This window comes from Streptomyces sp. NPDC091289, assembly GCF_044757365.1.
Lineage (GTDB): Bacteria > Actinomycetota > Actinomycetes > Streptomycetales > Streptomycetaceae > Streptomyces.
In genome coordinates, this window is the sequence record NZ_JBIVUT010000024.1 from 55457 (window position 1) to 81790 (window position 26334).

At 68.6% G+C, this 26334-nt stretch carries 18 protein-coding genes and 1 pseudogene; 12 read left to right on the forward strand and 7 right to left on the reverse strand.

Annotated features, from left to right (window positions below; translation table 11 throughout):
• Nucleotides 1-93 precede the first annotated feature (93 nt).
• The 7 genes and pseudogenes from gcvT to ACIQPT_RS28880 all read left to right on the forward strand — a co-directional run bounded on the left by gcvT (nucleotide 94) and on the right by ACIQPT_RS28880 (nucleotide 7080).
• Entirely contained in the window at nucleotides 94-1218 is a 1125-nt protein-coding gene (gene gcvT, locus ACIQPT_RS28850; protein WP_401160010.1) for a glycine cleavage system aminomethyltransferase GcvT, read from the forward strand.
• A 132-nt stretch (nucleotides 1219-1350) separates the two neighbouring features.
• Nucleotides 1351-1728 carry a glycine cleavage system protein GcvH gene (gene gcvH / locus ACIQPT_RS28855; RefSeq protein WP_010060008.1) on the forward strand — a complete coding sequence of 126 codons (378 nt, stop codon included), beginning with the start codon at nucleotides 1351-1353 and terminating at the stop codon, nucleotides 1726-1728.
• Between the two features lie 19 nt (nucleotides 1729-1747).
• Nucleotides 1748-3007: a serine hydroxymethyltransferase gene (gene glyA, locus ACIQPT_RS28860; protein ID WP_401160013.1), complete on the forward strand. Its 1260-nt coding sequence runs from the start codon at nucleotides 1748-1750 to the stop codon at nucleotides 3005-3007.
• Nucleotides 3008-3175: 168 nt separating this feature from the next.
• Entirely contained in the window at nucleotides 3176-4561 is a 1386-nt protein-coding gene (locus ACIQPT_RS28865; RefSeq protein ID WP_401160015.1) for an L-serine ammonia-lyase, read from the forward strand.
• Nucleotides 4562-4802: 241 nt separating this feature from the next.
• Entirely contained in the window at nucleotides 4803-5417 is a 615-nt protein-coding gene (locus ACIQPT_RS28870; protein WP_401160017.1) for a type IV toxin-antitoxin system AbiEi family antitoxin domain-containing protein, read from the forward strand.
• On the forward strand, nucleotides 5417-6316 hold the full coding sequence (locus ACIQPT_RS28875) for a nucleotidyl transferase AbiEii/AbiGii toxin family protein (protein WP_401160019.1): 900 nt from the start codon (nucleotides 5417-5419) through the stop codon (nucleotides 6314-6316). The genes ACIQPT_RS28870 and ACIQPT_RS28875 overlap by 1 nt, the downstream gene beginning before the upstream one ends.
• Nucleotides 6317-6478: 162 nt before the next feature.
• Nucleotides 6479-7080 (forward strand): annotated as a pseudogene (locus tag ACIQPT_RS28880) (transposase family protein).
• 159 nt (nucleotides 7081-7239) lie between these two features.
• Here the strand turns inward: ACIQPT_RS28880 and ACIQPT_RS28885 are convergent.
• The 4 genes from ACIQPT_RS28885 to ACIQPT_RS28900 all read right to left on the reverse strand — a co-directional run bounded on the left by ACIQPT_RS28885 (nucleotide 7240) and on the right by ACIQPT_RS28900 (nucleotide 14324).
• The gene (locus tag ACIQPT_RS28885) at nucleotides 7240-7884 is read right to left on the reverse strand and encodes a hypothetical protein (protein ID WP_401160021.1); all 645 of its coding nucleotides are present in this window, start codon (nucleotides 7882-7884) and stop codon (nucleotides 7240-7242) included.
• 43 nt (nucleotides 7885-7927) lie between these two features.
• Complete coding sequence (locus ACIQPT_RS28890) at nucleotides 7928-12085, reverse strand: NACHT domain-containing protein (RefSeq protein WP_401160022.1); 4158 nt, start codon at nucleotides 12083-12085, stop codon at nucleotides 7928-7930.
• Nucleotides 12082-13194: a hypothetical protein gene (locus tag ACIQPT_RS28895; protein WP_401160024.1), complete on the reverse strand. Its 1113-nt coding sequence runs from the start codon at nucleotides 13192-13194 to the stop codon at nucleotides 12082-12084. The genes ACIQPT_RS28890 and ACIQPT_RS28895 overlap by 4 nt, the downstream gene beginning before the upstream one ends.
• A gap of 917 nt (nucleotides 13195-14111) precedes the next feature.
• Entirely contained in the window at nucleotides 14112-14324 is a 213-nt protein-coding gene (locus tag ACIQPT_RS28900; protein ID WP_401160026.1) for a hypothetical protein, read from the reverse strand.
• Nucleotides 14325-15089: 765 nt separating this feature from the next.
• On the opposite strand from ACIQPT_RS28900, the gene ACIQPT_RS28905 reads away from it, so the two are divergent.
• Both ACIQPT_RS28905 and ACIQPT_RS28910 read left to right on the forward strand, forming a co-directional pair.
• The gene (locus ACIQPT_RS28905) at nucleotides 15090-16136 is read left to right on the forward strand and encodes a PASTA domain-containing protein (RefSeq protein WP_401160028.1); all 1047 of its coding nucleotides are present in this window, start codon (nucleotides 15090-15092) and stop codon (nucleotides 16134-16136) included.
• A gap of 853 nt (nucleotides 16137-16989) precedes the next feature.
• The gene (locus ACIQPT_RS28910; protein WP_401160030.1) at nucleotides 16990-19788 is read left to right on the forward strand and encodes a LuxR C-terminal-related transcriptional regulator; all 2799 of its coding nucleotides are present in this window, start codon (nucleotides 16990-16992) and stop codon (nucleotides 19786-19788) included.
• Here the strand turns inward: ACIQPT_RS28910 and ACIQPT_RS28915 are convergent.
• Nucleotides 19776-20099 (reverse strand): hypothetical protein, encoded by a 324-nt coding sequence (locus ACIQPT_RS28915; protein ID WP_401160032.1) that lies wholly within the window; start codon nucleotides 20097-20099, stop codon nucleotides 19776-19778. The genes ACIQPT_RS28910 and ACIQPT_RS28915 overlap by 13 nt on opposite strands.
• 408 nt (nucleotides 20100-20507) lie before the next feature.
• Here ACIQPT_RS28915 and ACIQPT_RS28920 point away from each other — a divergent pair, with 408 nt between their 5' ends.
• Both ACIQPT_RS28920 and ACIQPT_RS28925 read left to right on the forward strand, forming a co-directional pair.
• Complete coding sequence (locus ACIQPT_RS28920) at nucleotides 20508-22088, forward strand: ABC transporter substrate-binding protein (RefSeq protein WP_401160034.1); 1581 nt, start codon at nucleotides 20508-20510, stop codon at nucleotides 22086-22088.
• Nucleotides 22089-22270: 182 nt separating this feature from the next.
• Nucleotides 22271-23470 carry a S1 family peptidase gene (locus tag ACIQPT_RS28925; RefSeq protein ID WP_401160035.1) on the forward strand — a complete coding sequence of 400 codons (1200 nt, stop codon included), beginning with the start codon at nucleotides 22271-22273 and terminating at the stop codon, nucleotides 23468-23470.
• A gap of 112 nt (nucleotides 23471-23582) precedes the next feature.
• Here the strand turns inward: ACIQPT_RS28925 and ACIQPT_RS28930 are convergent, their stop codons facing one another.
• The gene (locus ACIQPT_RS28930) at nucleotides 23583-24575 is read right to left on the reverse strand and encodes a DUF389 domain-containing protein (RefSeq protein WP_401160036.1); all 993 of its coding nucleotides are present in this window, start codon (nucleotides 24573-24575) and stop codon (nucleotides 23583-23585) included.
• Nucleotides 24576-24755: 180 nt separating this feature from the next.
• On the opposite strand from ACIQPT_RS28930, the gene ACIQPT_RS28935 reads away from it, so the two are divergent.
• Nucleotides 24756-25742 carry an ArsR/SmtB family transcription factor gene (locus ACIQPT_RS28935; RefSeq protein ID WP_401160038.1) on the forward strand — a complete coding sequence of 329 codons (987 nt, stop codon included), beginning with the start codon at nucleotides 24756-24758 and terminating at the stop codon, nucleotides 25740-25742.
• A 75-nt stretch (nucleotides 25743-25817) separates the two neighbouring features.
• On the opposite strand, the gene ACIQPT_RS28940 is transcribed toward ACIQPT_RS28935, so the two are convergent.
• Nucleotides 25818-26306, reverse strand: coding sequence for a hypothetical protein (locus ACIQPT_RS28940; protein WP_401160040.1), 489 nt, complete (start codon nucleotides 26304-26306; stop codon nucleotides 25818-25820).
• Nucleotides 26307-26334: the final 28 nt, after the last annotated feature.

The window sequence follows — 26334 nt, forward strand, 5'->3', positions numbered from 1 at the left end:
ATACCCCGTCGGGGGCTATCGGCGAACCTCTCAGGTTCCGATGACAGATGGGGAGGATTCGTCCTGACGTCGTCATGCCCTGGAGCCGTATCCATGAGCACTGCCCCCCGTCTTACCGCCCTCGACGCGCTGCACCGCTCGCTCGGCGCCACCATGACCGACTTCGCGGGCTGGGACATGCCCCTGCGGTACGCCAGCGAGCGCGACGAGCACAACGCCGTACGCACCCACGCCGGCCTCTTCGACCTGTCGCACATGGGCGAGATCACCGTCACCGGCCCCGAGGCCGCGGCCTTCCTGAGCTACGCGCTGGTGGGCAACATCGCCACCGTCGGCAACGGCCGCGCCCGCTACACGATGATCGTCCAGGAGGACGGCGGGATCGTGGACGACCTGATCGTCTACCGCCTGGGAGAGACGGGGGCCACCGAATATATGGTCGTCGCCAACGCGGGCAACGCGCAGATCGTGCTGGACGCGCTGACCGCCCGCGTCGGAGGCTTCGACGCCGAGGTGCGCGACGACCGGGACGCGTACGCGCTGCTCGCGGTCCAGGGCCCCGAGTCGCCCGCCATCATGAAGGCCGTCACCGACGCCGACCTGGACGGGCTGAAGTACTACGCGGGCCTGCCGGGCGCGGCCGCCGGGGTCCCGGCGCTCATCGCCCGTACCGGCTACACCGGCGAGGACGGCTTCGAGCTCTTCGTCGCGCCCGAGCACGCCGAGCAGCTGTGGCGCGCCCTGACCGAGGCCGGCTCGGCCCACGGACTGATCCCCTGCGGGCTCTCCTGCCGGGACACGCTGCGCCTGGAGGCGGGCATGCCGCTGTACGGGCACGAGCTGACGACCGCGCTCACCCCGTTCGACGCGGGCCTGGGCCGGGTCGTGAAGTTCGAGAAGGAGGGCGACTTCGTCGGGCGCGAGGCCCTGCAGGCCGCCGCCGAGCGGGCCGAGACCGCCCCGCCGCGCAAGCTGGTCGGCCTCATCGCCGAGGGCCGCCGCGTCCCGCGCGCCGGTTTCCCGGTCGTCGCCGACGGCAAGGTGATCGGCGAGGTCACCTCCGGCGCCCCCTCCCCGACCCTGGGCAAGCCGATCGCCATGGCCTATGTGGACGCGGCCTTCGCCGCGCCGGGCACCGAGGGCGTGGGCGTGGACATCCGCGGCACGCACGAGCCGTACGAGGTCGTCGCGCTGCCGTTCTACAAGCGCCAGAAGTGATATCCCGGGAACGACCGGGGACAATCCGGTCCTTCCCGCCGCGCGCAGGCGTCACGGAAGTGACGTACCTCCGTCTCACACCGTAAGACCACCGTTCATCAGCACTCCCCCGCGTACAGGAGAATTCAGGTCATGAGCAACCCCCAGCAGCTGCGGTACAGCAAGGAGCACGAGTGGCTGTCGGCCCTCGAGGACGGCGTCGCCACCATCGGCATCACGGAGTACGCGGCCAACGCGCTCGGTGACGTCGTCTACGCCCAGCTCCCGGAGGTCGGCGACACGGTGACCGCGGGCGAGACCTGCGGCGAACTGGAGTCGACCAAGTCCGTCAGCGATCTGTACTCGCCGGTGACCGGTGAGGTGACGGCGGCCAACCAGGACGTCGTCGACGACCCCTCGCTGGTGAACTCCGCTCCCTTCGAGGGCGGCTGGCTGTTCAAGGTGCGCGTCGCGGAGGAGCCGGCCGATCTGCTCTCCGCCGACGAGTACACCGCGTTCTCCGGCAACTGAGACCTTAAGGGACCCCCTGATGTCGCTTCTGAACTCCTCCCTCCACGAGCTGGACCCGGACGTCGCCGCCGCCGTCGACGCCGAGCTCCACCGTCAGCAGTCCACCCTCGAAATGATCGCCTCGGAGAACTTCGCTCCGGTCGCCGTCATGGAGGCCCAGGGCTCCGTCCTCACCAACAAGTACGCCGAGGGCTACCCCGGCCGCCGCTACTACGGCGGCTGTGAGCACGTCGACGTCGTCGAGCAGATCGCGATCGACCGGATCAAGGCCCTGTTCGGCGCCGAGGCCGCGAACGTCCAGCCGCACTCCGGCGCCCAGGCGAACGCCGCCGCGATGTTCGCGCTGCTGAAGCCGGGCGACACGATCATGGGCCTGAACCTGGCCCACGGCGGTCACCTGACCCACGGCATGAAGATCAACTTCTCCGGCAAGCTCTACAACGTGGTCCCGTACCACGTGGACGAGAGCGGCACCGTGGACATGGAGGAGGTCGAGCGCCTCGCCAAGGAGTCCCAGCCGAAGCTGATCGTGGCCGGCTGGTCCGCCTACCCGCGCCAGCTGGACTTCGCCGCCTTCCGCCGGATCGCGGACGAGGTCGGCGCGTACCTGATGGTCGACATGGCGCACTTCGCGGGCCTGGTCGCGGCCGGTCTGCACCCCAACCCGGTGCCGCACGCCCACGTCGTCACCACCACCACGCACAAGACCCTCGGCGGTCCGCGCGGCGGCGTGATCCTCTCCACCCAGGAGCTCGCCAAGAAGATCAACTCGGCGGTCTTCCCGGGTCAGCAGGGCGGCCCGCTGGAGCACGTGATCGCGGCCAAGGCGGTCTCGTTCAAGATCGCGGCGGGCGAGGAGTTCAAGGAGCGCCAGCAGCGCACGCTGGACGGTGCGCGGATCCTGGCCGAGCGCCTGATCCAGCCGGACGTCACCGAGGTCGGCGTCTCCGTCCTCTCCGGCGGCACCGACGTGCACCTGGTCCTGGTCGACCTGCGCAACTCCGAGCTGGACGGCCAGCAGGCCGAGGACCGGCTCCACGAGCTGGGCATCACGGTCAACCGGAACGCCATCCCGAACGACCCGCGCCCCCCGATGGTCACCTCGGGCCTGCGGATCGGCACCCCGGCGCTGGCCACCCGCGGCTTCGGCACCGAGGAATTCACCGAGGTCGCGGAGATCATCGCCGCCGCCCTCAAGCCGTCCTACGACGCGGACGACCTCAAGGCCCGCGTGGTGGCGCTGGCCGAGAAGTTCCCGCTGTACCCCGGCCTGAAGTAACACCTGGACTGCGGTTCCGCACGTTCGGACGGGGCACCGCGCACACTGAACAGAGTGAGCGTGGTGCCCCGACCCGTGTCCCCGATGATCCTTCTTGTTCCGCTTGCCCCGCTTGTCCCGCACCACCCAGGCAGACAACGGCGTCTTCCAACCCCAAGGAGTACTCCCGTGGCCATCTCGGTCTTCGACCTCTTCTCGGTCGGCATCGGCCCGTCCAGCTCCCACACGGTGGGCCCGATGCGCGCCGCCCGGATGTTCGCGCGCCGCCTGAAGAACGAGGGTCTGCTCGCGCACACCGCCTCGATACGGGCCGAGCTGTACGGCTCCCTCGGCGCGACCGGCCACGGGCACGGCACGCCCAAGGCGGTCCTGCTCGGCCTGGAGGGCGAGTCGCCCCAGACCGTGGACGTGGAGTCCGCCGACGGCCGGGTCGAGGAGATCCGCTCCACCGGCCGGATCAACCTCCTCGGCATGCACGAGATCCCGTTCGACTTCGACGCGGACCTGGTCCTGCACCGCCGCAAGGCGCTCCCGTACCACGCCAACGGCATGACGATCCTCGCGTACGACACCGAGGGCGCCCCGGTCCTGGAGAAGACGTACTACTCGGTCGGCGGCGGCTTCGTCGTCGACGAGGACGCGGTGGCCGGCGAGAACCCGATCGTCCCGGACGACACCGTGCTGCGGCACCCCTTCCGCACCGGTGACGAGCTGCTGCGGCTCTCCCGCGAGACCGGCCTGTCGATCTCCCGGATGATGCTGGAGAACGAGCTGGCCTGGCGCACCGAGGCGGAGATCCGCTCCGGGCTGCTGGACATCTGGCGCGTCATGCAGGCCTGCGTCTCGCGCGGCATGTCCCGCGAGGGCATCCTCCCCGGCGGCCTCAAGGTCCGCCGCCGCGCCGCGAACTCGGCCCGCCAGCTGCGCGCCGAGGGCGACCCGCAGGCCCACGCGATGGAGTGGATCACCCTCTACGCGATGGCGGTCAACGAGGAGAACGCGGCGGGCGGCCGCGTCGTCACCGCTCCCACCAACGGCGCGGCGGGCATCATCCCCGCCGTTCTGCACTACTACATGAACTTCGCGGCGGGCGGCTGCACCGAGACCGAGAAGGAGGACAGCGTCGTGCGCTTCCTCCTCGCGGCCGGTGCGATCGGCATGCTGTTCAAGGAGAACGCCTCGATCTCCGGCGCCGAGGTCGGCTGCCAGGGCGAGGTCGGCTCCGCCTGCTCGATGGCGGCCGGCGCCCTGGCCGAGGTCCTCGGCGGCTCCCCCGAGCAGGTGGAGAACGCCGCCGAGATCGGCATGGAGCACAACCTGGGCCTGACCTGCGACCCGGTCGGCGGCCTCGTCCAGATCCCGTGCATCGAGCGCAACGGCATGGCGGCGGTGAAGGCGGTCACCGCGGCGCGGATGGCGCTGCGGGGCGACGGCAGCCACAAGGTCTCCCTCGACAAGGTCATCAAGACCATGAAGGAGACCGGGGCCGACATGAGCGTGAAGTACAAGGAGACGGCCCGGGGCGGGCTCGCGGTGAACATCATCGAGTGCTGAGAGGGCGGGCCCTGACCAGCGCGTTTGTTACTTTCAGCACTGTCAGGGCCTTCCCTGCTTGCACGACGGAAAGTCCCTGGAGACGCCCTGGGACAGACGTGAAAGTCCCTGGAAAATCCCATGGGATGGGCCTCTGACCTGCAGGTTCGTGACGCATAGTCAACGATGGGAGCCCCCGCCCCCGCCATCTGGATGTATCCAATCGATCCCCCAGACTAACCAGAGGGGTATCATTCGATACATGAGTGCTGCGGAAATCTCGCGCTTGAACCAGCGGCTGGCTGACCTCTCCCCGACGTTCACGACAGCGCAGGCACGTCAGGCCCTGCTCTCCGCTCGCGATCTGGCGCACCTAGTCACCGAAGGCGAGATAGACGAACTGTCCCGTGGTGTGTATCGGCGGGCAGACGCGCCGGAGACCGCATACGCAGACCTACTGGCCGTGTGTACGCGGGCGCCTCGCGCTGTCCTGTGCGGGGAGTCCGCCCTGGCTCTGCACGAGCTGATCGACGACATCCCCAGCGCTGTACACATCGCCGTACCACGCGGATCACGTCGTCCCACGATCTCCTATCCCCCGACCGTGGTGGCGCAGTACGCGGCGAAGACGTTCAACCTCGGCGTCGAGCGGTTCGAGGCCGCGCCGGGAGAGACCATTCCCATATACAACGCCGCCCGCAGCGTCGTCGACGCGATGCGCCACCGTGGCAGAATCGGCGAGACCATGGCCCTGTCCGCACTCGGCCGCTACCTACGTCGCAGCGGACGGAGCGGGGTCGGCGAACTCCAATTCATCGCCCGCGAGCTGGGCGCGCTCTCCGTCATCCGCCCGGCCGTAGAGGCGGTGCTTGCCTGATGGTCAACCCAACTCGGGATACCACCGCAGGCCGCGTCTACAACGACCTGCGCAATCTGGCTCGTCGGAACAGCCGTTCAACGGACGAGGTCATGGTCGAGTACGTACTCGAACGATTCCTCTACCGCCTGGCAGCATCCCCCCTCGGCCGCGAGCACTTCATCCTCAAGGGCGGTCTTCTACTCGCCCAGTTCGGCGCCCGCCGGATGACCCGTGACATCGACATCCTTGGCCGCGCGTTCTCCGGCGAGGAAGCCGAGATCATCCGCAGAATCGCCGCGATCGCCACCACTGAGGTCGACGACGGCGTGGCATACGACTCCGCCACGCTCAGAACCGTACCCATCCGAGAGGAGGACGAGTATCACGGCGTACGGCTGTCCATGGCCGCATCGATCGCCCGTGCGCGCCTCAAGCTCCAACTGGACATCAGTTTCGGCGACCCCGTCACTCCCGGACCTCAGATCATCAACTACCCGCAGCAGCTCACCACGGACAGCTTCCAACTCTTCGGTTACCCGCTCGCCACCGTCATCGCCGAGAAGCTCTCCACCGCCATCTCGCTCGGCGATCTCAACACCCGCGATCGGGATTACGCGGACCTCTACCGCCTGCTGACGCTCAACAATCTCAACGGCGAAGAACTGGCCGCAGCGCTGACTGCCACCGCCACACACCGTGGCATCGAGCTGAAGCCCCTCAGCGCCACGATCACCGACCTCGCCGAGCGCCGCCAATCCTCCTACACCGCCTGGCGCCGCCGACAGGGATCTTCCTCGGCCGGCTATCCAAATCTCTTCACTGACGTTGTCGGGCTAGTCATCGCGTTCGCAGACCCACTGCTCGCAGGCACCGCCGCCACACGTAGTTGGAACAGCTCAGCCAGTACGTGGACTTGATCTCACTCCCTCACAAACCGCCGGAGATGCCTCGCACCCCGAAGCGTCAATGAGCCTCTTTCATCCTGTGCTGGCAGGTGAACGGACTGGTCAGCAGGTGTGGAAACGAGACAGGGCCTCTCGTCGTTGGCACTCAACACACCAGCGACCGAAGAGGCCCTGTTGGTTCCGTATCCTGCCAGGCGCAACGTCCCTCACGAGCTCGTCGAGCATGTTTCCTGGCTGCTGCACGAGCACCGCCTGGCACGCAGCACCCACTGGCGCAAGCTCGGTTGCTTCAAGCAAGCACTGCTCACACTCGTCCATCTGCGTAAGAACGAGACGTTCTCGCAGCTCGGAGCGGGTTTCGGAATATCCCAGGCCACCGCCTGGCGGTCCGTGGACGAGACTCTGGATGTCCTGGCCTCCTGGGCGCCCGGACTCCACGAAGCCCTCACCGGCCTCGGCGGGGCGCCCACGTCATCGTCGACGGCACCCTGATCCCCACCGACCGAATCCGCGCGGACGAGCCGTACTACTCGCAAAAGCACCGCAAGCACGGCATGAATGTGCAGGTCATCGCCGCCCCGGACAGCACCCCGCCGCGGTTCTCCCGCGCGACGCCCGGCCGCCGGGACCACGCCCGGCTGAGGGCTCCGGGCGAACGCGCCTTCGCGGAGCTGAAGACCTGGCGACTGCTCCGGCGAGCGCGATGTTCCACCCGCCGTATCGGCACCATCGTCCAGGCCGTCCACACCCTACTGACCTGCGACTACAGAGGATGAAAGAGGCTCAATGACATCCCGTCACCAACTTTGGGAGGTGCGCCCGACGCACGGAGTGGCGGGTGCCCGGTCGTTCGTGACGCCAGGCGAGCCCTGCGACCAAGGCGAGGAGGCTACGGACGCCAGCAGGGAGCAAGGAGTGCCCATTTGGCCCGGCGGTCAGGCTGGCCCGCCCACCCACAACTTGTCAATCAAACGCAGCAGGACATCATATGTCTCTCCACGGTGGTATTTGATCACGGGGGAGTCCCTACCATGCCGGTCTGCCGAGTACGGAGTCAGATAGACGACACGTTCGGTTGCGATGATCCGGCCGATGTGTGGAATGCCATAACCACGTATTTCGAGGTGCCCCTCCATCGTGATCGGAGCAAGGTAGTCGTAGGTCGCAGCGATCTGGCGGCGCAACAGGCCGGCACCGAAAGCGGAGTCGAAGACTTGGATCTCCTCCTCCCGGTCGGCGATCCAGTCCGGTTCTCCTGCGGGGACATCAAGTTTCGGCAGCAGTATGCGGCAGCGGGAGCGGCGAGCCCGACAGCGAAGGAATAACTCCTCGAACAAGTCACGCTGTAGTTCATTACCGCGGCCTGTCAGAACGGATATCTCCCTCGCCCGACTCAGTTCCCGCTTGATGTCGTGTGCCGCATCTCGACTGTTGGCGAATACTTCTTCCACATCCAGGTGCAGTAGATGGGCAGCAAGGCCACGCAAAAGGCGACGGGCAGTCTTCGAGAATACCCATACCAGCACCAAGAAAAGAGCGCTGGCGAGCAGTGACGTGCCGATATCGCGTAGAATTTCCATTCCTCATCCCCGTTGCCACCACTCGTTTCATCCGGTCAGCGCCTCAACCCGACCAGCTTTCACGCACCGCGAACAGATCCCGGAGGTGTTCCACGGCTTTCTCATCGGGACGGGCTTCTTCCAGTGCCGCGAGCAGGGCGCGACGGGCCTCCAGGCCGCCCGCGCCGTAGGCATACTCGGCGATCGCCCGCAGATGGTCCCGCGCCATGTTGTGGTCTGCGATGGGCAGGAGTCGGCCCGCATTCATGAGCCGCTGCATGTCCCGCACGATCCCCCTACGAAATTCGTGGCTGTCCATGTCCTGGAAGGCTTCCAACACGTTGACCAGTCGGGCTTCGACGAGCGTGGACTCAGACGAGGCGGCGACCCCGGCCAGGAAGGCGACGACCTCGTCGAGGTCGACCGGAGTCCATGTCGCCGCAAGGCAGTTGGCCCGTGCGGACACAAGTGCGGCACGCAGGTTCAAGCGCGCGGGGAACTCGGCTGCCAGCACCTTAAGCTGGTCGACCGCCTCCGGAGTGCCGCGGCGGCTCAGTGTCCCGGGCAACGCCTCACGCCAGTCCAGCGCCTCCATCTCGGGAGTCACGGTATGTACCCCGAGCGGTCGGCTGTTCCAGTCCTGCGGGAAGACCGTGTTCAGCCACCGATAGAGCGCGCTCAGCCCCTCTTCGTCGGCGTGTACCTCGACATGCCCACGCTCGGAGCGCCCTGCGCATTTCAGAGCGAGATCCCGGCTGAAGCGAGCCGATGCGTCAATGAGTTCTCCGAGACCGGTCCACGCCTCAAAGCCGTCGACCTCCACCAGAACGCAGGCGGCGAGCACCGGGAGCTCGAGATCCCCGGCTTCGCTGTCCCGCTCCACTGCCATGAGTACGGACTCGGCGACAGACCGTGCAAGGGTGTTCTCCACGGCAAGAAGGCCGGCGAGGAGACCGGACCACGTGCGAACCAGCGCTGACCGACCCTCCTCTCCCTTCTCGAATACCTCCGCGGCCACCGACCACGCACCCGCCGGGCGCGCCGAGCGGAAGTCGGGCAGGAGGGCAGCGGACAGCGCCGCCAGGAACTCTTCCTCTATCTCGGTGACGACCGAGGACCAAGTCGCCTCGATGCGTTCCAGAACCAACGGTTGTACGCCACGGTCCAGTTGCGCCCTGGCAGCTGTCTCGATCGCACGAGCAAGGCCCTGGAGGTCATTGATGGCCACCCTCTGGAGCAGCAGCGCCCACGTCGTGGACGAGAGGACGTACCACGGGTCAGCGATTGCGCCCACCCAGGAACTCCACCGGTCTGGTTCGAGTTCGTCCAGCCGACCTACTTCATCGAGCAGCGACAACGACAGGACGCCGGCCCAGGCGCGCTTGTCCTGTTTCTGCAGTCCGAGCCATTCATCGGCGTGGTCATGCTCGAGCCGTAGGAATTGCAGTGCGCAGCAGGGCAGATCAGCGAGTTCCTCGGCGGTGAATACGGAGCATCCCGGCCAATCGCTAACCTTGTCGTCAAAGCGGAGCTGCCCCGTTCCGGTAGTCGGATCGACCTGCAGGTCCCAGAGCAGAGCCCAGAAGCTGTCCGTGTCGTGCTGGCGTGCCCGCTGGAGGCGCTCTCGCTGCCGTGCGATGAACTTCACGCTCTCGGGCCAGGGCTGCGGGGATGAGGCACGGTGGTTACTGCGCCAGTTGTCAGCGAAGTCACCATGGATGTCGATCGGTTCGTAGAACCATCGGAGATACGGCCAGGCAGGATTGCCCTGGCTCTCGTAGGCCAGCTCGAAGTGTTCTTGGCTCCCCTGATCGAAAAGTATCTCTGCGAGCTGCGCATACGCGTCGGCCTGCTCGGCCTGCTCGGTGCAGTCTGCGGCCGTCTGCAGCGCCCAGGCGAAGTCACCCGAGTCGAGCAGCTTGTGCCGGTCGCCGTGCGATCCTTCGGGCTCACCGAACCACGCGCGGGGGGACTGCCATTCGCGCACGACGAGCCACCCGAAATACCTCATGGTCTGCCCTGCAGCGATTCCCTGGGAGAGCAGGGCGGCGGCAAGCTTGCGCCGCAGATCGCGTACCGGGACCGGCTCGAGCCCATCGGGCGTGAGCGGGTTCAGTACATGAGGGAACTGCGCCTTCTCATGACGCAGTATGCGTGCCGTCAGAATCCGGGCGATGTCGGGCAACAGTGGCTCCGCACCTGGAAGACTCAACGCCCTGTCGACCGTGCCGGAAACAAGCCTGTCTTCCGCGAACGGCTTCCTGCGACCGGCGGGGCTCGCTGTTCGGCCCTCCACGTCCTGTGCCAGCCATGCCACGATGCGGTGCACGTCCCCCGCAGGGCACTTGCCGGGCATCTCGGCGAGAAAGTGCTCGTACGCCCCGTAGCGGTCAACGCTTGGTGCCTCGCTCAGCGCGTCGAGCACCGTCTTCGTGTCGAGGAAGCGTGGCCAGAGCAGAGTGAGCAGAGCACCCCGGAGTCTCATGCCCTCATCGGTCTCACTTCCCTGCCCGAGCGTGGCCAACACTTGCTTGAGGACAGGTGCGGCCACGGACTCGTCGCAGGCGAAGGCGGCTCTGGCGGCGTTCGCACGGTTGCCGGTCGGCCACCGAGGATCTGCCGCCACCTTCAGAAGCAGCGGTGCGAGACCGGGCGAAGGACACTGCTTCGCCAATTGAATGGCCACTTGGGCCCGAGCCCGAGTCTCCCAGTCACCGAAATCCGCAGGGTCCAAGGCGAGAGCCGGGGCAAGTTGACCGGCCAGAGCGGGATGACCCAGCGCCCAGCGGGTCTCATGCCATCTGGCTTCACCGAGTTCCACATCGGCAGCACGCTCCAACAAGCGCCTGACTATCAATTCTTTGACGTTGTCGGAGTGCACGAGTCCGCTGTGCATGGTCAAGCTCTCCGGGTCGGCCGAAGCGAGCCATAGTGTGCGGTCGGGATCCAAAGCCACCAGCCAGGCAGCGGATTCCCGCAGAGAAACAGGGATGCCGGCCGATTCCTGGTCCGGCGCTTCGACCAGGAACAGGCGGCGGAGCGCTGCATCCGGGACGGCTCGGGAGATGAGGTGCTGGGCGGCGAGGAAGGCCGCAAGCGACGAATGACGAAAGGCGAACCTGTGGTTACCGCTCGCGGTGAACAGCCCTGAGGACAGCACTTCATCGACGACGGTCGGGGTCACCTCGAAGGTCTGACAGCCTGACGTCTGTTCGCTGCCTCCGGAGACGGTGGACACATCCAGGTCGGTGGTCCGTGGCCGACCCTCGCGAGGACTCCCCCGCCACAGGGTGCGCCGGCCCGAAAGCACCATTCGTGCGGCGATACGGCCCGCGACTTCCAGCCGCTGCGGCCAGGTCGTCGCCGGTGCGGCCACGGTGAGGCGGTCGGGGTCGTACTCCTGCGACAGTAGTCGAACACTGTCCTCGAACAGCTCCTTGGCGCCGCCCCTCAGGCAGCCGTGTGCCTGGTACTCACGCACGATGAGTTCGAGGGTGAGCGGCACACTGGCGAGAGCTCCCGCGCGGAGGGCGACCACCTCGGAGATCAGCTGCTCCCCGCCTACACCAGCGCTGTCCACGAGCGCCACGGCATCGGACCGCGACAACGGGGCGAGGTCCACCAGGGAACAACCGCCGAATGCCTTATGGAAAACGGATGTCAGACCGGACGGGTAGTCGCCCGTCCGGCAGGCGAGCAGCAGCCTGAGCCCCCGCACGTCTTTATTCTTCAGGCAACGCTTCAGGTAGGAGGGAAGATGACGACAGATCTCGCTCTCGTCGGCCTGGTCGATCACCATCGTCAGGTTCCCGCTCGGCGAGGGCCCCTGACCGGCTGCCAGGCTCGGTAGCCCCCTGAGATGACTCCCCAAGACCTCGTCCCAGGTGGCAGTTGTCAGATCGGGGCCATCGACCCACACACAACGGTCCGCCCCGTCGGGGACGAAGGGGTCGTCCCACATCGGTAATCCCTGCACCAACGACCTGAACACCGAGGTCTTTCCAGCACCCGGCTCACCCAGCAACACGGTTGCCCCCTCACGGGCGACATCACCCGGGGCAACGAGCAGACCCGCAGTCGCCTCGGATCCAAGCGGCGCCATGATGTGCTCGCTGCCCAGGAATCCGTCGGCGTCCAACGGGAAGAAGTCCCCGTCGGGAGAGCTGTCAGCACGGACGCGGCACCAACGCGGGGCCTGTACGGCGAAAAATTCAGTCGTCATGGCAACAACCTGCTCAGCCCTTCGAGGGCTCCGTCGTCAGGCCGAGCGTACTCAAGTGCGGAGTAGAGGGCCCTGCGTGCGGCAGGAGGATCCCGGTAGGCGTTCATCCGACGGATGATCTCCCGCACATGATCACGTGCCATCGGCGATTCCGCCGCCATGAAGGCATGAGGCTGGCCAAGTGTGCGCCCCATGTCGGTGAGAAGACTATGCCGGAAATCCCCCCTGCCCATGTCGTCAAAGGCCATCAGGGCTCTCACCCACTCGGCCTCCGGTGCTGCCGCCTCGCCCATCGCTCCGGTGGAGCCTACGGTGAGGCTCGATCCGCCAGATCCAGCCGTATCCGGCAGCAGCTCGCACGCGAGGGCGGCCGACGCGGCGGCGGCGTGTGCGGACGCCCGGTGCTGTGAACCCGACGCATCGGCTTCGCCTTTGTTGGCATCGGCGTGGTCGCTAATGCCTCGAAGGGTGAGGATCCGAAGGTCCTCCGAAAGGTCAGCGACCCGGGCAACGCCGGCAGACTCCATCTCGATGGCCAGGGCGTCACCGTAGTGGAACGCGATCTGGTCACGCAGAGGAGCGTCTGAGGAATTGAGGACGACCTCACCAGCGGCGATGGGCTGGAAGTGAACCTGCGGACCGCCCTCCCGCCATGTCGCTCGCACCTCATCAGGCACCCACTTGCGCCAGCTTTCCGAGCACAAGGCGATTCCTGCCGTCTGCTCCAATCTGTGCGACACAGCACCTGGAACCGGTCGGGCGTGGAAGCCTTCGGGTGCCTCCTTGCCCGAATGCAGGTGATAGATCTTCGTCGACACCACGACGTCACCGAGTTGAGCCTCTGGCTTCAGTCCACCCGCAACGCCGACGAAAAGCAACGCATGCGGGCGCAGCCACTGGCGGACACGCTCAGCAATGCTGGCCGACGTGAGGTTGCCAGCTCCGATTCGTGCGACGGCAACGGTCCCTGCAAGTCCGGGGAGTGTCCCCTTCACGAGGCTCGTGCCTTGCGGATGAACGAGCGTCGACTGGTCGCGCAACAAGTGCAACACAGCCCGGAACTCAACTGGTAGTGCGGTGAGAACTACTACGTCTGCACTCGGCTCCACGTACCCTGCCCTTGGCCTCAGCCGACAATCTCACGCAACACTAGCGCGGACAGGGCATGTGCTGTGGGCCGAACGTCCGTGAAAGATGGTGCATGGGCAATGCCGCCTACAGGGTCTCACCGATCGGACAGGAAGGGGCTGACCTGTATACCTACCAGCGCACCACCGTTCGCGTTGGTCCTCGGATCCTGGAATTAGCAGTACGTACCCCTATGACCGGTTGGTACCAGTAAGGGGAGACACACCGGCGCCCTACCAACCCGCTCACGGGCACCTACTCCGGAATTCTGTGGGCAACTGTCGGCATGAAAGTCCCTGAAAAATCCCTGCTGTGACGCCGATCGGACCTGCTTACGCCAAACCCGCAGTTCACACCCTTAGTCAAAAGCGGCCCACATGAGCGTCATGCACAAGGAGACGGCGCGGGGCGGGCTCGCGGTGAACATCATCGAGTGCTGAGGTTCTAGTCCCTGACCAGCGCGTTTCCTTCTTTCAGCGCTGTCAGGGCCTTCCCTGCTTGCACGGCGGAAAGTCCCTGGCACAGACGGGAAAGTCCTTGAAAAGTCCCTGGAGTGTCCCGGAAGCACAGATGGCGTGTTGCCCGCCGGTGAGATCGAGGTCGCCGAAGTAGCGGATCTCCGCGATGCGGTGCTTAGCCGCGAGCGTGTTGACCGATGCACGGAATGTGCCGCCGAAGCGCTCAGGCGACATGAGCGCTCTGGGCAGGGACCGCCGACGGCACCGAGGTCTACTCCACGCCGTTCTCAGGCTCGCCGCTGTGCTGCGGTTCAGACTGATCGGCCACTGGGCCCCTCCAGCAGGTACCGGCTATTCCAGGGAGAGATACGCCCGGCCCCATCATCGCTCTCGGCCACCGCTGCTGCACGCCGTTTGCGCGTTCGGCATCGTACGAGTGACTACGCCCGGACCGCCGACTCGGCCGCTGACACCCGGATCAGTCGCGGTACCAGGGTTTCCAGGCCCGCGACGCGGTCCAGACGGATACAGCTCTCGACGCGGCCGTTGATGTCCTGCTCGATCTTCCGGACCACGGTCGGCGTCTCACCGTGCCGGACTGCGGCGTACGGATCGCAGCCTTCCAGCCGGGCGCGACGTTCACGCACGCTCATGAATGCGAGCGCAACTGGCCTAATCCCATGGTGCAGCACTCTCGCTGAGCGCCTGGGGTGGGTGCACCCACCGAGGACTCGCGATCATCTCGACCTGGCCGGCCACCACAAGGGGGACGCAAGGGTCTTCTCCACGCTCGCCGACTACACCCACGTGCTTAGCCTCGACGCCTCGGTCCTCGGCCTCCCCTCGACAGGTGATAGATCGCCGAAACCAACGCGTCGGCACACGGCTCCCGCTAGGCATCTGGGCACCTGCTGTACCGCCGTTGGAGGAGTCTTGGGAATCGAAGGCGCGCAGAAGTCCGCCTGGGAGAACAAGGCCCTCAAGGGGTCCAACGCCAGTGACGCGGCATGGGAGTTCGGAGGTCGGTGAAGCCTTCGCCGCTTGGCGCAAGGGCGAGGCCAGCCTCGGGGAGGTAGGTCGTACGTTGCGCAGTTTCGGCCTGGCCTGCTTGTCGTTCGTTGGGCGGTGCCCGCTCGGGCCCGGCCGGAGCACTGCCTCGTTCGCTCCCGCCGACATTTCCGCTGGGCGTACAGCGAGCCAACGAACGAACGCCCTGGAGTCTGAAGCAGATGGTGGGTTCTGGCCCATGATGTACCGGACGGCCCCCGCCGTTGAGCGATCGGGCGGGGGCTTCGTCAGTTGTCAGGTTGATGCAAGTGCCCGCTCAGGCGATCACCTGAAGCCCCATCGCGAAGTAGTGACACGGTGCCACCCCGCCTAAGCTGTCTGCGTTCATCCTCGTTCTCCAGGAGTTCACGATGCCGACGACGCCGCCCGGCTACGGCTATCCCCAGCAGCCCCCGCCGTACGGCCATCTCCCGCCTCCGTCGGCGCCTGCGCGGCGCTGGTGGCAGCACCCTGCGGTCGTCATCGCGGCCCTGGTCGTCTTCCCGCCCGGCGGGATCGCGCTGGCGTGGCTCAGCCGATGGAGCCGGACGAAGAAGATCATCGCATCCGTTCTCGCGAGCCTCTGGTTCATCACGCCGTTCCTCGGCGACCCACCGAAGAACCCGGAAAGCGACGCCAAGCCGAAGTCGGTCGCGACTGTTACGGCAACGGCTGAGGCGGCGGCCACGCCCACCCCGTCCGCGAGCCCGTCACCCAGTGGGCCGCCCAGCTACGTGGGGCAGAACCTCAAGAAGGCCAAGGCTGCCGCCTACTCCGCCGGGTTCAACGCAATCTCCCACGACGCCTCGGACGGCGACGCCGGACAGTGGGCCGATGGCAACTGGAAAGTGTGCTTCCAGACCTCGGCGGCCAAGAAGGCCGGCTCGATGCCCACGCTCGACTTCGGCGTAGTCCGCAACGAGTGGCCGTGCCCTGCGAAGGACGGCGAGACGATCCCGTACCCGAAGATACCGAAAGTCGTCGGCCAGACCTTCGAGAAGGCGTCCACAACGCTCGAACCGCTCGCGCTCCAAGCGATCGAGGCGGACAGCGCCTACTCCGACGTCACACTCCCCGCCACCGTCGGCGACTGGACCGTCTGCTTCCAAGACCCGGAGGCCGACGAGGATATCGAGTATCCGAAGACCATCACGGCAAACCTCAAGGTGACTGCACCCGGCACAGCCTGCCCGAAGACGGAGTTCACGGAGCTACACCCCGATCCGGCACCACCCAGCACGGACGACGACTCGGACGGTTCCAGCTCCTCGTCATCCGGCGGCTCCGATGGGGGCGGCAGCGTCGGCACCGTCACCCCCGGCGCCTACTGCTCCCATCCCGGATCGACGGGAATCGGCAAGGAGAACGGCAGGCTCTATACCTGCAAGGGCCCCGGCGAGGAACGCTGGCGCCGCTGACCCAACACGAAACCCCACTCGGCGCTCCAGTGGGTGGACTGGAGTGGGTTGTCAGACGCCGGGCTTCGGCTATGACCTCGGCGTCGATGTCCGCCTCTGGGGTGTCGCTGTGCTCGAGGGTGTCGCCTTCGTCATCGAGCAGGACGAGCCGTTCGGTCAAAGGCAGATCGTGCCCGAACCGGCGGTGAATACGGACGATGAGCGGCCATGTCTTGAGTGGGGCCGGCGTGTACGTGACGGAAAGCCCGGACCTACGACGCCAGCTCCGGTGGACATCAAGGGACGGCCCTGCTTCTGCCTTCTCCGGGGCAGACCCGCAAGGTCCCGCTCGCCCCGAACCTCGCGGCCCGGGCTCGAGCGCACTTCCGACGCTTCCCCCCTGGTCGCCTGCACCCTGCCGGGGCTGATCCCCGAACCGCCGGCGACCGCCTTGGAGGAGAAGCGGCGCAAGCCATGGGCACCTGGCTGGAGCAGGACCATCAGCACAAAATCCGCAGGTCAAAGACTCGATTGGCCGTGGGCCGTCGTGATGCGGGCCACGGCGGGACATTGATCGGGTATCCGTGATTCCGCCTCCTCGGATGTAAGGGGAGCGCGGCGGTGGCATAGCTTCGGGCGGCGGTGACCGGGCCTGCGGAAGGAACCCGCGCGCGTCGTCATTCGGGGTCCCAGCCGGAATGGCCCTGCGCCCTGCTTCCCGGCAGTCGGCCGGGCGTGCTCCGCTGCACGCCGTAGGGCCGATGTTCCTTCCGCGGGCCCGGGCCCGCGCACCTCCAGGGGTGCGCGGAGGGTGAGCGCGGGCGACTGCCCGTGAAGAGGTGCGGTCCGTGGTCGTTCACCGAGAATAAGGAAGATGAAGAGCGAGGCTGGCGATGTGATCGCGACCTGTGGTTCTGCCCTGCGGTCCCTCGCACGCGCCTTCGCCGAGCCGCACGCCGAGCCGGTGCTGCTGTTCGTCGAAGGCTCCGCCGGTCTGGGAAAGAGTCATCTGCTGCACGGACTGGCCGCTCTGCCCGAGGCCCCGGATGTGGTCCGCCTGTGGTGGCGGTGCGGAGCCGACGGCGGGCAGCAGGTGGAGGACGGGCTTTGGGGGAAGCCGACCCTGCTGCTGGTGGACGACGTCCAGCGGGCCGGCGAGGACGAGCTGCGGCGGTTGCGGCGGGTGCTGGAGCGGCTGGAGCCGGGGTCGGCGGCCGTGGTGTCCTACCGCCCCGAGGAGCTCCCCGTTCCCGGGCTGCCGCTGGGCGGTCCGGAGACGACCTATCCGTTCCGGCTGTCGGTGCTCAGGGTCCGGCTGGCGCCCTGGGACGAGGAACGCGTCCGGCAGACGGCCGCGGAGGTCCTGGGCGAGAGCGGCTGTACGGCCGAGGCCGTGGGCACGCTGCACGAGCGCACCGGTGGTGTGCCCCGGGTGGTCGTCGATCTGCTGGCCATGCTGCGGGAACGGCGGCCGGCCTGCACCGGCACGGCCGCCGAGGTGGCCGCGGCCGGTGTGCCGGCCCGTCTGGCGGAGCTGGTGCTGAACCGTACGTACGCGCTGTCCCCGGCGCACCGGCCGCTGGTCTGGGCGGCCGCCGTCCTGGACGGACCCGCCGCCCGTGACGAACTGATCGCGGTGTCGGGGCTCGGAGCCGTACCGGGGAGCGATGCCCTGTTGCGGGCCCTGGAGAGCGCGGCCCTGGCGGAGCTGGGCGAGGGACGTTACGGCTTCGCCGTGCCGTTGGCCGCCGCTGCCGTACGGGACGCCGTGCCCGGTCCCGTACGGCAGGATCTGCACCGGCGGGCGGCGGCCGTGCTCCGCCGCAGACAGCCCGTGGCGTGGGCGGCCGTGGCCGGGCACCACCGGGCGGCCGGCGAGGACCGCGGCTGGCTCAGGGCGGTGGAGAAGGCGGCCGAGTCGGCGGCGGCGTCCGGCCGGCACCAGCAGGCGATCACCCTCCTGGAGCGGACGCTCGCCACCCCCGGCATCCCCCCGCAGGCCCGGGCCCGGCTGGCGCCGCTGCTGGCCCGCAACGCGGTCACCGGGCTGCGCTCGGACCAGACCGTGGAGGTGCTCGAGCAGATCGTGCGGGACGCGGACCTTCCCCCGGCCGTACGGGGAGAGCTGCGGCTCGACCTGGGGCTGATGCTGTGCAACCAGATGGGCCGGTTCACCGAGGGCTGGCGGGTGCTGGAGATCGCCGCCGCCGAACTGCGCGAGGTCCGGTCCGTCCTGGCCGCACGCGCCATGGCGGCGCTGGTCACTCCCTATTGGCCGGGCCCTTCCCTCGACGTCCACCGGGCGTGGCTGATCAAGGCCGTGGCCGCCGCTGACGACAGCGGGGACGAAGCCATGCGTACGGCGGTCCTGGCCAACCATGTGGGACTCGCCATGAGTTGGGCCGACCCCGAGGCGTGGGACCTGGTGAAGCGGCTGCCCGTGAAGAGCACGGACCCCGCCTGCGCCCGGCAGGCGGCACGCGGTCTGTGCAACGCCGCGGACTCCGCGGTCTGGCTCGGCTTCTACGGGCGGGTGGACGGCCTGCTGGCAGAGGGGCGTGAACTGGCCGCGCGCAGCGGCGCGCCGTACACGGAACACAGCGCGTCGGGGACGCGGCTGCTCCAGGAGTGGTGGACCGGCCAGTGGCTGGGCCTGGCCAACCGGTGCGAGGACTTCGTCACCGCCACCGCGGACATGCCGTTCATCGCTTCCGACGCCTACGTGGTGCGCGGCCTGCTCGCCGTCGCCCAGGGGGACTGGGGGGAGGCCAGATCCTGGCTGTCCCAGCGGGGGACCTTCGGGACGGAGTACCTGCCGGTGCCCCTGGGCGCGACGGCGGCCGGTGCGGTGATCCGCCTGACGCTGGCCCGCCAGGAGGTGACCGCCGCGGCGGAACACGCGCGGGCGGCCTGGGAGGTGGTGGCCGAGAAGGGGGTGTGGCCCTGGGCCGCCGAACTCGCGCCGTGGGCGGTGGAGGCACTGGCGCGCGCGGGCGACACGGACGCGGCGCACGCCCTGGTCCGGGACTTCTCCCAGGGCCTCGGAGACGGTGACGCGCCCGCCGCCAGGGCCGCACTGGTGTGGAGCCGGGCCGTGCTCGCCGAGACGGAGGCGCTGGCCCAGGGGCGGCGGAGCGGTCTGCTGGCGGCCGCCGAGTCGTACCGGAAGGCCGCGGCGTCCTACGCGGAGCTGCCCCGCCCCTACTCCCGGGCCCTGACGGTCGAGGGCGCCGTACGCTGCGTACTCGCGGCGGACACCGGGGACGCCACGGACACCACGGGAGACTCCGGTCCGGGCGCGGCGAGCGAGGACACCGCCGCCTCGACGGGCCCGGCGGCCGACCCTGCCGCCACCACGTCGGCGATCACCGAACTGGAGTCCTGCGCCCAGGACTTCACCGACCTGGGCGCCCTCTGGGACGCGACGCGGGCCCGCGCCCTGCTGCGTACCCGGCAGCCCGCCAGGAAGGGCCGGCCGCCCGGCCGCCCGTCGCACACCGACCAGTTGTCCCCCCGGGAGGCCGAGGTCGCCCAGCTCGCGTCCTCCGGCCTGACCAACCGGGAGATCGCCGCGACCCTGCACCTCTCCCCACGGACCGTGGAGCAGCACATCGCGGGCGCCATGCGGAAGACCGGCGCGCTCTCCCGCCGCGACCTCGCTCACCGGCTCTGACGAGGCCCCACGGGCAGGAAGGACCGGTCGGCCCGGAAGCTTCTGTCGTGCTCCCAGACCGCCACGGTCGCGGCCGTCCAGTCGAACACCCACCCGGAACGCACCCCGCGCGCTCCCCAGCCGTCCGGACGTCGGCGCGGAAGGGCGAAGCCCGCCTTCTGTGCGGCGACCGCCGCGTCGCACGCCTCGCGCGCGATGCGCAGGGCGTCCGACCCGGTCTCGGCGGACCCGGTGAAGACGTGCAGGCCGCACCGCTCCGGCTGCGTGGAGTTCCTGGTGGGGACATTGACCTGGAAGTAGAGCTCGCCCATGACGCCATCTCCTCGGTGTCGCGGTTTCCTGCCCTACGGCGCGGGCCGCGACGGATGCGCGCCGACCGGGCCGAGGTCCCTCGCACCGGATCCACCGCTGACAGGTCACACCAACGTACGAGGCGCGGGCGATCCTCAATATCCGGAATGACCCGATCACCTATACGTATCCCCGCACGTCCCTACGGAGCCCGGCGTATCGCGGCGTATCCGCGCGCAGCCCTGCGTGATCCGGCGCGGTCCGGCGTATCCGCGCGCCTCCCGGCGGCCACGGGCGAGCGTGGCGGCGCTCGCCGCGTCCGCGGCGGGGCGGGCCGGGCGCACGACGCCGTATCCGTGATTCCCGCCTACGGATAAAAACGCGCACGCTCTGTCACTAGGTTCCCCCCACCGACGCACAGCACCGCCATGCCCATGACCAAGGGAAGCATGAGCACCTCCATGAAACTCATCCGTCTCGGAATCGCGACAGGGTCCTTCGCCCTTCTGTTCGCCAGTGGCTGCCAGTTATCCCCGACCGAGACCGGGAACGAAAAGCCCATCGTCATCGGGACGGCCAGTGTTCCGGCCGGACTGGACCCCGCCGGGGTGTATGACGCCGGATCCTGGGCCGTTTTCACCAACATCTACCAGAACCTGCTGACCTTCGAGCCGGGGTCGCCCACCCCGAAGCCCGACGCGGCCGAGTCCTGTGCCTTCACCGGCCCCGCACTCACCTCGTACCGGTGCGAGCTCCGTGACGGCCTCACGTTCTCCAACGGGAATCCGCTCACCGCGACGGCGGTGAAGAGGTCGTTCGAGCGCATTCTCCGCATCCGGGATCCGCTGGGGCCGGGGCCTCTGTTCGCGAACCTCCTCTCCGTGGACGCCCGGGGTTCTCTCGTGACGTTCCGCCTCGCGAACGCCGATGCCACCTGGCCGTCGAAGATCGCCACCGGGGCGGGGTCCATCGTCGACCCGGCGGAATTCCCCGCGAACCGGCTGCGGGAGGAGAAGAGCGCCTCTGGATCGGGTCCCTATGTCATCTCGTCCTACACGGCCGGGAAAGCCATCACTCTGGAACCGAACCCCGCGTACGACGGCGCCGTGACCAAGCGGGGGGTCGCGGTCGAGGTCCGCTACTTCGAGACGTCGCGGAACGTCGAGGAGGCGTGGAACGCCGGAACGGTCGACATCGCCTACGCGGGGCTTCCGGCCGCCACCCTCGCGGGGATCGACCCCAGCGACACGGACGTGCGTCTCTCCACCGGAGACAGCGCCGAGGCGCACTATCTCGTGCTGAACCTGCGCTCCCCGCGCAAGCCCCTGGGGAACGCCGAGGCCCGCAGAGCCCTCGCCGCACTCATCGACCGCGGACACCTGGCGAGCGAGGTGTTCGACCACACCGTGACGCCGCTGTACTCGCTCGTCCCGCAGGGCGTCGTCGGACACAGCACGGCGTTCTTCGACCGCTACCCGGAGGCGGATCCCGCGTACGCGGCCCAACGCCTGCGATCCGCCGGCGTCACCACTCCGGTGCGCATCAAGCTCGGCCACCAGACCGGCATCGCCGCCGTCGAGGCGGGCGTACTGAAGGAGCAGTTGGAGAAGGGCGGTCTGTTCCGGGTCGAGCTGGTCGAGGAGCGTGACTTCACCACGTATCAGAAACGGAGCCTGAAAGGCGAGTTCGACGTCCACCTCTACCAATGGATACCTGACTTCCCCGACGCGGACACCTTCGTCCAGCCGTTGGTGGGGACCGGCAACGTCCTCGGCAACGGCTACACCTCGGCCGAGGTCGACCACGCCATCAGGGATACCCAGCGGTTCAGCGATCGCAGCAAGGCCATCGAACGGTTCCGGACGGTCCAGGACACGATCGCCAAGGACGCGCCCCTGATCCCCGTCTGGCACAAACAGCGTCATGTGGTGACGCGTTCGACCGTTCTGGGCGGTCATCTCCTGGCCGAGGACGCGATCTGGCGACTGTGGGAACTGCGCCGGCTCTGAAGCCCCGGGGCCGATACGGCCCCTCGCATTATCTGCGTATCCGTGAATGCGTCGCTCCGGGTTTCCCGGCGGACGCCGGGCCTCAATAGTTCGGCTCGCGGCGAGTTCTGAACTCGCCGTCGGCCAGGGCCCGGCGATTCACCCCCCATACGGGTCTTGGCTGTCATCCGGAAGGAATCAGCGTGCGCAACACTCGTAAGTACAGCCTTGCCGCCGCGGGCGTTCTGCTCTCGGCCGCCACGGTCCTGGGAACGCAGACCATGGCCCAGGCACAGGACGGGGCGACCACTCCCCGCTACCAGCCCGAGATGGTCCGGGCGTTGGCCGCTTCGCTCGGTGTGAGCGAGCAGGCCGCGGTCGACCGGCTGGACCGGCAGGACGCCCAGCAGGCCAAGCTCGCCGACCTGCGGAAGCGCGGCATATCCGGCGACGGGGCGTTCTTCGACGCCTCGGGCCGGCTGACCGTCAACGCCGACGACCGGGCCGAGGCGGCCCGGATCGAGAAGGCCGGCCTCGACGCCCGCGTGCCCGCCAGAGGCCGGGCCGCACTCGACAGAATCAAGGCCGAGCTGGACCGCCTCGCCGCCGGGAAGACCCCCTCCGGCGTGGTCGCCTGGTCCGTGGACCTGCCCGCCGACCAGGTGACCGTCAAGGTCAACAACGACCGGGGAGCCGCCGCCAAGGCGTTCCTCGCCAAGGCCGCCGAGCACGGCTCCGCCGTCCGGATCGTGCGGGGCCAGGAGAAGCTGGAGGCCAAGGCCGCGATCTACCCCGGCAGCAAGATGACGTTCAACAACACCACCCAGTGGTGCTCCGTCGGCTACGGCGCCCGTGACAGCTCCGGCAAGCAGTACCTGGTGACCGCCGGGCACTGCGTCACGAACACCCTGCGCTACGACGGGGCGGCCTTCGCCCAGGGCTACAAGACGCGTTACGCCCTCGGCACCCGCAGCGTCGACATGGGCATCGCGACCATCAACTCCGGCCACTCGATCACCACCGGCGTCGGCACCTGGGGGAACAGCGACCCGGTCGCCGTCCGGGGCGGCACCCGCGCCTCGTCGGGCGCCGCGGTCTGCAAGTCCGGCGCCACCACCGGCTGGACCTGCGGCACGATCGGCTCGTACAACAACACCGTCACCTACACCGACCCCAACGGCGGCCCCGACACGGTCGTCAGCGGCCTGGCCACCTCCAGCGTCTGCGTGGAGGGCGGCGACAGCGGCGGCGCGTACATCTCCGGAAACCAGGCCCAGGGCATGACCTCGGGGGGCCCGACCAACCAGAAGTGCACCGGTGGGGTCAACTCGCGCGGCTCCTCCTACTTCCAGCCGCTCGACGACACCCTTCGCTACTACGGGCTGACGCTCAACACCAACTGAGCACGGCCGTAACAGGAAGGCCGGGGGCGCTCCCGAGACCGGGCGAGCGCCCCCGGCCGTTTGTCCCCGAGCCCTGACTCGGACGGGGCGTTCCGGAAGCGCGGCCGGGCGGTCAGTCCCCGACCCGGCCGACCTGGAGCTGCCGGCCCTGGGTGGTCACCACCGCCACCGGGACCCCGTCGGGAACCTGTCCGCCGAGTTCGGCCAGCAGCCGGTCCAGCGGTGGCAGATCGGCCGGGGTACGCACGGCGATGTACAGCGTCCGGGAGCGTGCCTGGACGTCGATGACCTGCGCGCCCGGTGTGCCGGACAGCCAGGTGGTCGCGGCGGCGGAGGTGCGGGTGGTCCATACGTGGAGCAGTACGGTCACCGTGGTGCTGGCCGCGAGCACCAGGCCCACCGCGGCGAACAGCAGCCCGAGCGTCGCGTAGGCGCGGCGCGACGCGCGGGCCGGGCGTTCCTGGGCGTGGTCGAGCGCGGCGAAGACCACCATGCCGGCGAAGACGAGGGCGAGCAGGTTGGAGACGAAGAGCACCAGCGCGCCGAGCGCCAGCCACCAGGCGCTCTGTCCGGCACAGACACCGACGACGACCAGCGGCGGCACCAGCGAGATGGCGATGGCCACGCCGGGCAGCACGGCCGCGACGTCCTTGCGGGACAGGGCGAGCGCTCCGGCGAAGCCGGTCGCCAGGGCGGCCACCAGGTCCAGCAGGCCGGGTGACGTCCGGCCGGCGATCTGACTGTCCGACAGCAGATCGTAATCGGCCGGTACCGCCAGCGAACCCACCGCTCCGACCGCCACCACCAGCAGCACCCCGGCGAGCACGAAGCGGCCGGCCGAGCCGCGTCGGCCCTGTACGGCACCGATGGCGATGCCCATGATCGGGGTGGACAGCGGCGCGATGATCATCGCGCCGATCACCGTGGCCGTGGAGTCGGTCAGGACACCGCCGGCCGCGATCACCGCGGAGAAGAACAGCATGGTCCAGAACGCCGACTGCTTGGCGCGCGCGTCCCCGCACGAGAGGTCCAGGTCCTCCGCGAGTTCGGCCTGCGACCGCCGTTGACGCTCCGGAAGCACCCACGCACGCAGTCCTGTGATCATCGGTTCAGTATCGGAGCCGGGCACCGGCGGACACGGGAGCCACCCGTGGTGGTCACCCCTTCGGGTCAGCGCGGCGGAACCCTGCTTTTCGGACATCCTTCCTTCCCTCGGAACCATCCGTCATCGCCCGTTCGTCTGATATGACGGTGTGTGGGGGAAAGCGCAGGGGGGCGCGGGGGCATGCTGCGTATCGACTTCGGCAAGGACGATCTCAACCGGCTGCGGGTGGCGGGGGCCGGTGACTTCATGTGGGACGTGGTGCTCAGCCTGCAGCTGCTGCAGAACCGGCACGCCGCGCTGGTCTTCGACCCGTGGCGGCAGCAGGTGCGCGAGCGGCTGGCGCGCGAGGGGCTGGGCAGGATGACCCGGGCACTGATGCAGTTATGCCCGTGCGCGCCCTTCTTTCCGGACTTCCTCACCCCCGGGCTCGGCGTCGCCGACCCCGACGCCGGACTGGACGCGGTGCTCTCCACACCCAGACGGAGCCTGCGGCAGGAGATCGCCCAGCTCTACGAGGGCCGGGCGATGCCCGCGGGCGCTCGCAGGCTCGCCGCCGGCGGGAGCGAAGCACTGCACCAGCTGGGGGCGGCGGTGCGCCGCTATCACGCCGTGGCGGTGGCACCGTACCGGGCGGCCATCGACCGTGCCGTCGGCGCGGACCGGGCGGCGCGCGCGGAGGCGGCGCTGGCCACGGGGGCGGAAGGTCTGCTGGCCGGCTACCAGCCGGAGCTGGCCTGGCGGGGCGGCCGGCTGGAATGCGGCTACCCCTTCGGCCGGGACCTGGAGCTGAACGGCCGCCCGCTGACGCTGATCCCGTCGTTCTTCTGCGCCCGGTGGCCCGTCACCCTGGCCGCCCCCGACCTCCTTCCGGTGCTGGTCCACCCGCTCCCGCTCGCGCCGGGCTGGCTCCTGGACGCCGATCGGGAATCCGGCTCCGCGAAACGGCTGCACCGGCTGCTCGGACGCACCCGGACCCAGGTGCTGGAGTTGCTCGAAAGCCCCATGTCCACCACGGGGATCGCCACCGCGCTCCGGCTGTCCCCGGCCAATGCGAGCCGGCATGCCGCGGTGCTGCGCGAAGCGGGGCTCGTCAGCTCCTTCCGGGACGGACACCGCATGCTTCATCGGCGGACGGCGCTGGGGAAGGCGCTGCTCAACGGAGTGTGAGGGGGCGGGCGACGGAGCGCCCGCCCCGGACGGTCCTCCCGTCCCGGGGCGGGCGCGTTCCTGCCGATGCGCGGATCAGCAGTTCTTGATCTTCCAGACCGGGTTCCAGTTGTACGAGGCCGACGTCGCGGGCGCGGTCGAGGACCCGTGCTGCGTGCCGTTCTCCTTGTAGAAGATCGCCTTCGTGCCCTTGGTCTGGGTGTTCACGAACCCGCCGGTGCCACCCCAGTACGACAGCGAGTAGGTCTTGCAGACCCACAGGTCGAACACCTTCCACTTCTTGACGACCGGGTCCCACACGCGGGTGCACAGTCGCCCGGACGAGCACGTGTAGTCCGTGCTCGACGCCACGTAGCGGATCCGCTCGGCGGCCGGCGAGATCTGCGGCGACGTCGCGAGCACGCCCACGTCCGCGCCCACCGGATCCGACGGTGTCCGCAGCGTCTTGTCGCTGCCCTCCCAGTCGGCGGCGCCGACCGTCCGGGCCGTATCATCCGCCTGCGCGGGCGTCACCGCCAGCAGTGCGCCGGCAGCCAGACTCGCCCCCGCGACAAGTCCCACCATCTTGCGATGTACCTGCATCTGTCTGTAC

Bases quoted from the DNA above. Each gene is read 5' to 3' on its own strand.
- ACIQPT_RS28870 (WP_401160017.1), top strand. From the start codon at position 4,803: ATGAGTGCTGCGGAAATCTCGCGCTTGAACCAGCGGCTGGCTGACCTC.
- ACIQPT_RS28885 (WP_401160021.1), bottom strand. From the start codon at position 7,884: ATGGAAATTCTACGCGATATCGGCACGTCACTGCTCGCCAGCGCTCTT.
- ACIQPT_RS28890 (WP_401160022.1), bottom strand. From the start codon at position 12,085: ATGACGACTGAATTTTTCGCCGTACAGGCCCCGCGTTGGTGCCGCGTC.
- gcvH (WP_010060008.1), top strand. From the start codon at position 1,351: ATGAGCAACCCCCAGCAGCTGCGGTACAGCAAGGAGCACGAGTGGCTG.
- ACIQPT_RS28875 (WP_401160019.1), top strand. From the start codon at position 5,417: ATGGTCAACCCAACTCGGGATACCACCGCAGGCCGCGTCTACAACGAC.
- ACIQPT_RS28935 (WP_401160038.1), top strand. From the start codon at position 24,756: ATGCTGCGTATCGACTTCGGCAAGGACGATCTCAACCGGCTGCGGGTG.
- ACIQPT_RS28920 (WP_401160034.1), top strand. From the start codon at position 20,508: ATGCCCATGACCAAGGGAAGCATGAGCACCTCCATGAAACTCATCCGT.
- ACIQPT_RS28915 (WP_401160032.1), bottom strand. From the start codon at position 20,099: ATGGGCGAGCTCTACTTCCAGGTCAATGTCCCCACCAGGAACTCCACG.
- glyA (WP_401160013.1), top strand. From the start codon at position 1,748: ATGTCGCTTCTGAACTCCTCCCTCCACGAGCTGGACCCGGACGTCGCC.
- ACIQPT_RS28900 (WP_401160026.1), bottom strand. From the start codon at position 14,324: ATGAGCGTGCGTGAACGTCGCGCCCGGCTGGAAGGCTGCGATCCGTAC.
- ACIQPT_RS28905 (WP_401160028.1), top strand. From the start codon at position 15,090: ATGCCGACGACGCCGCCCGGCTACGGCTATCCCCAGCAGCCCCCGCCG.
- gcvT (WP_401160010.1), top strand. From the start codon at position 94: ATGAGCACTGCCCCCCGTCTTACCGCCCTCGACGCGCTGCACCGCTCG.
- ACIQPT_RS28940 (WP_401160040.1), bottom strand. From the start codon at position 26,306: ATGGTGGGACTTGTCGCGGGGGCGAGTCTGGCTGCCGGCGCACTGCTG.
- ACIQPT_RS28930 (WP_401160036.1), bottom strand. From the start codon at position 24,575: ATGATCACAGGACTGCGTGCGTGGGTGCTTCCGGAGCGTCAACGGCGG.
- ACIQPT_RS28910 (WP_401160030.1), top strand. From the start codon at position 16,990: ATGAAGAGCGAGGCTGGCGATGTGATCGCGACCTGTGGTTCTGCCCTG.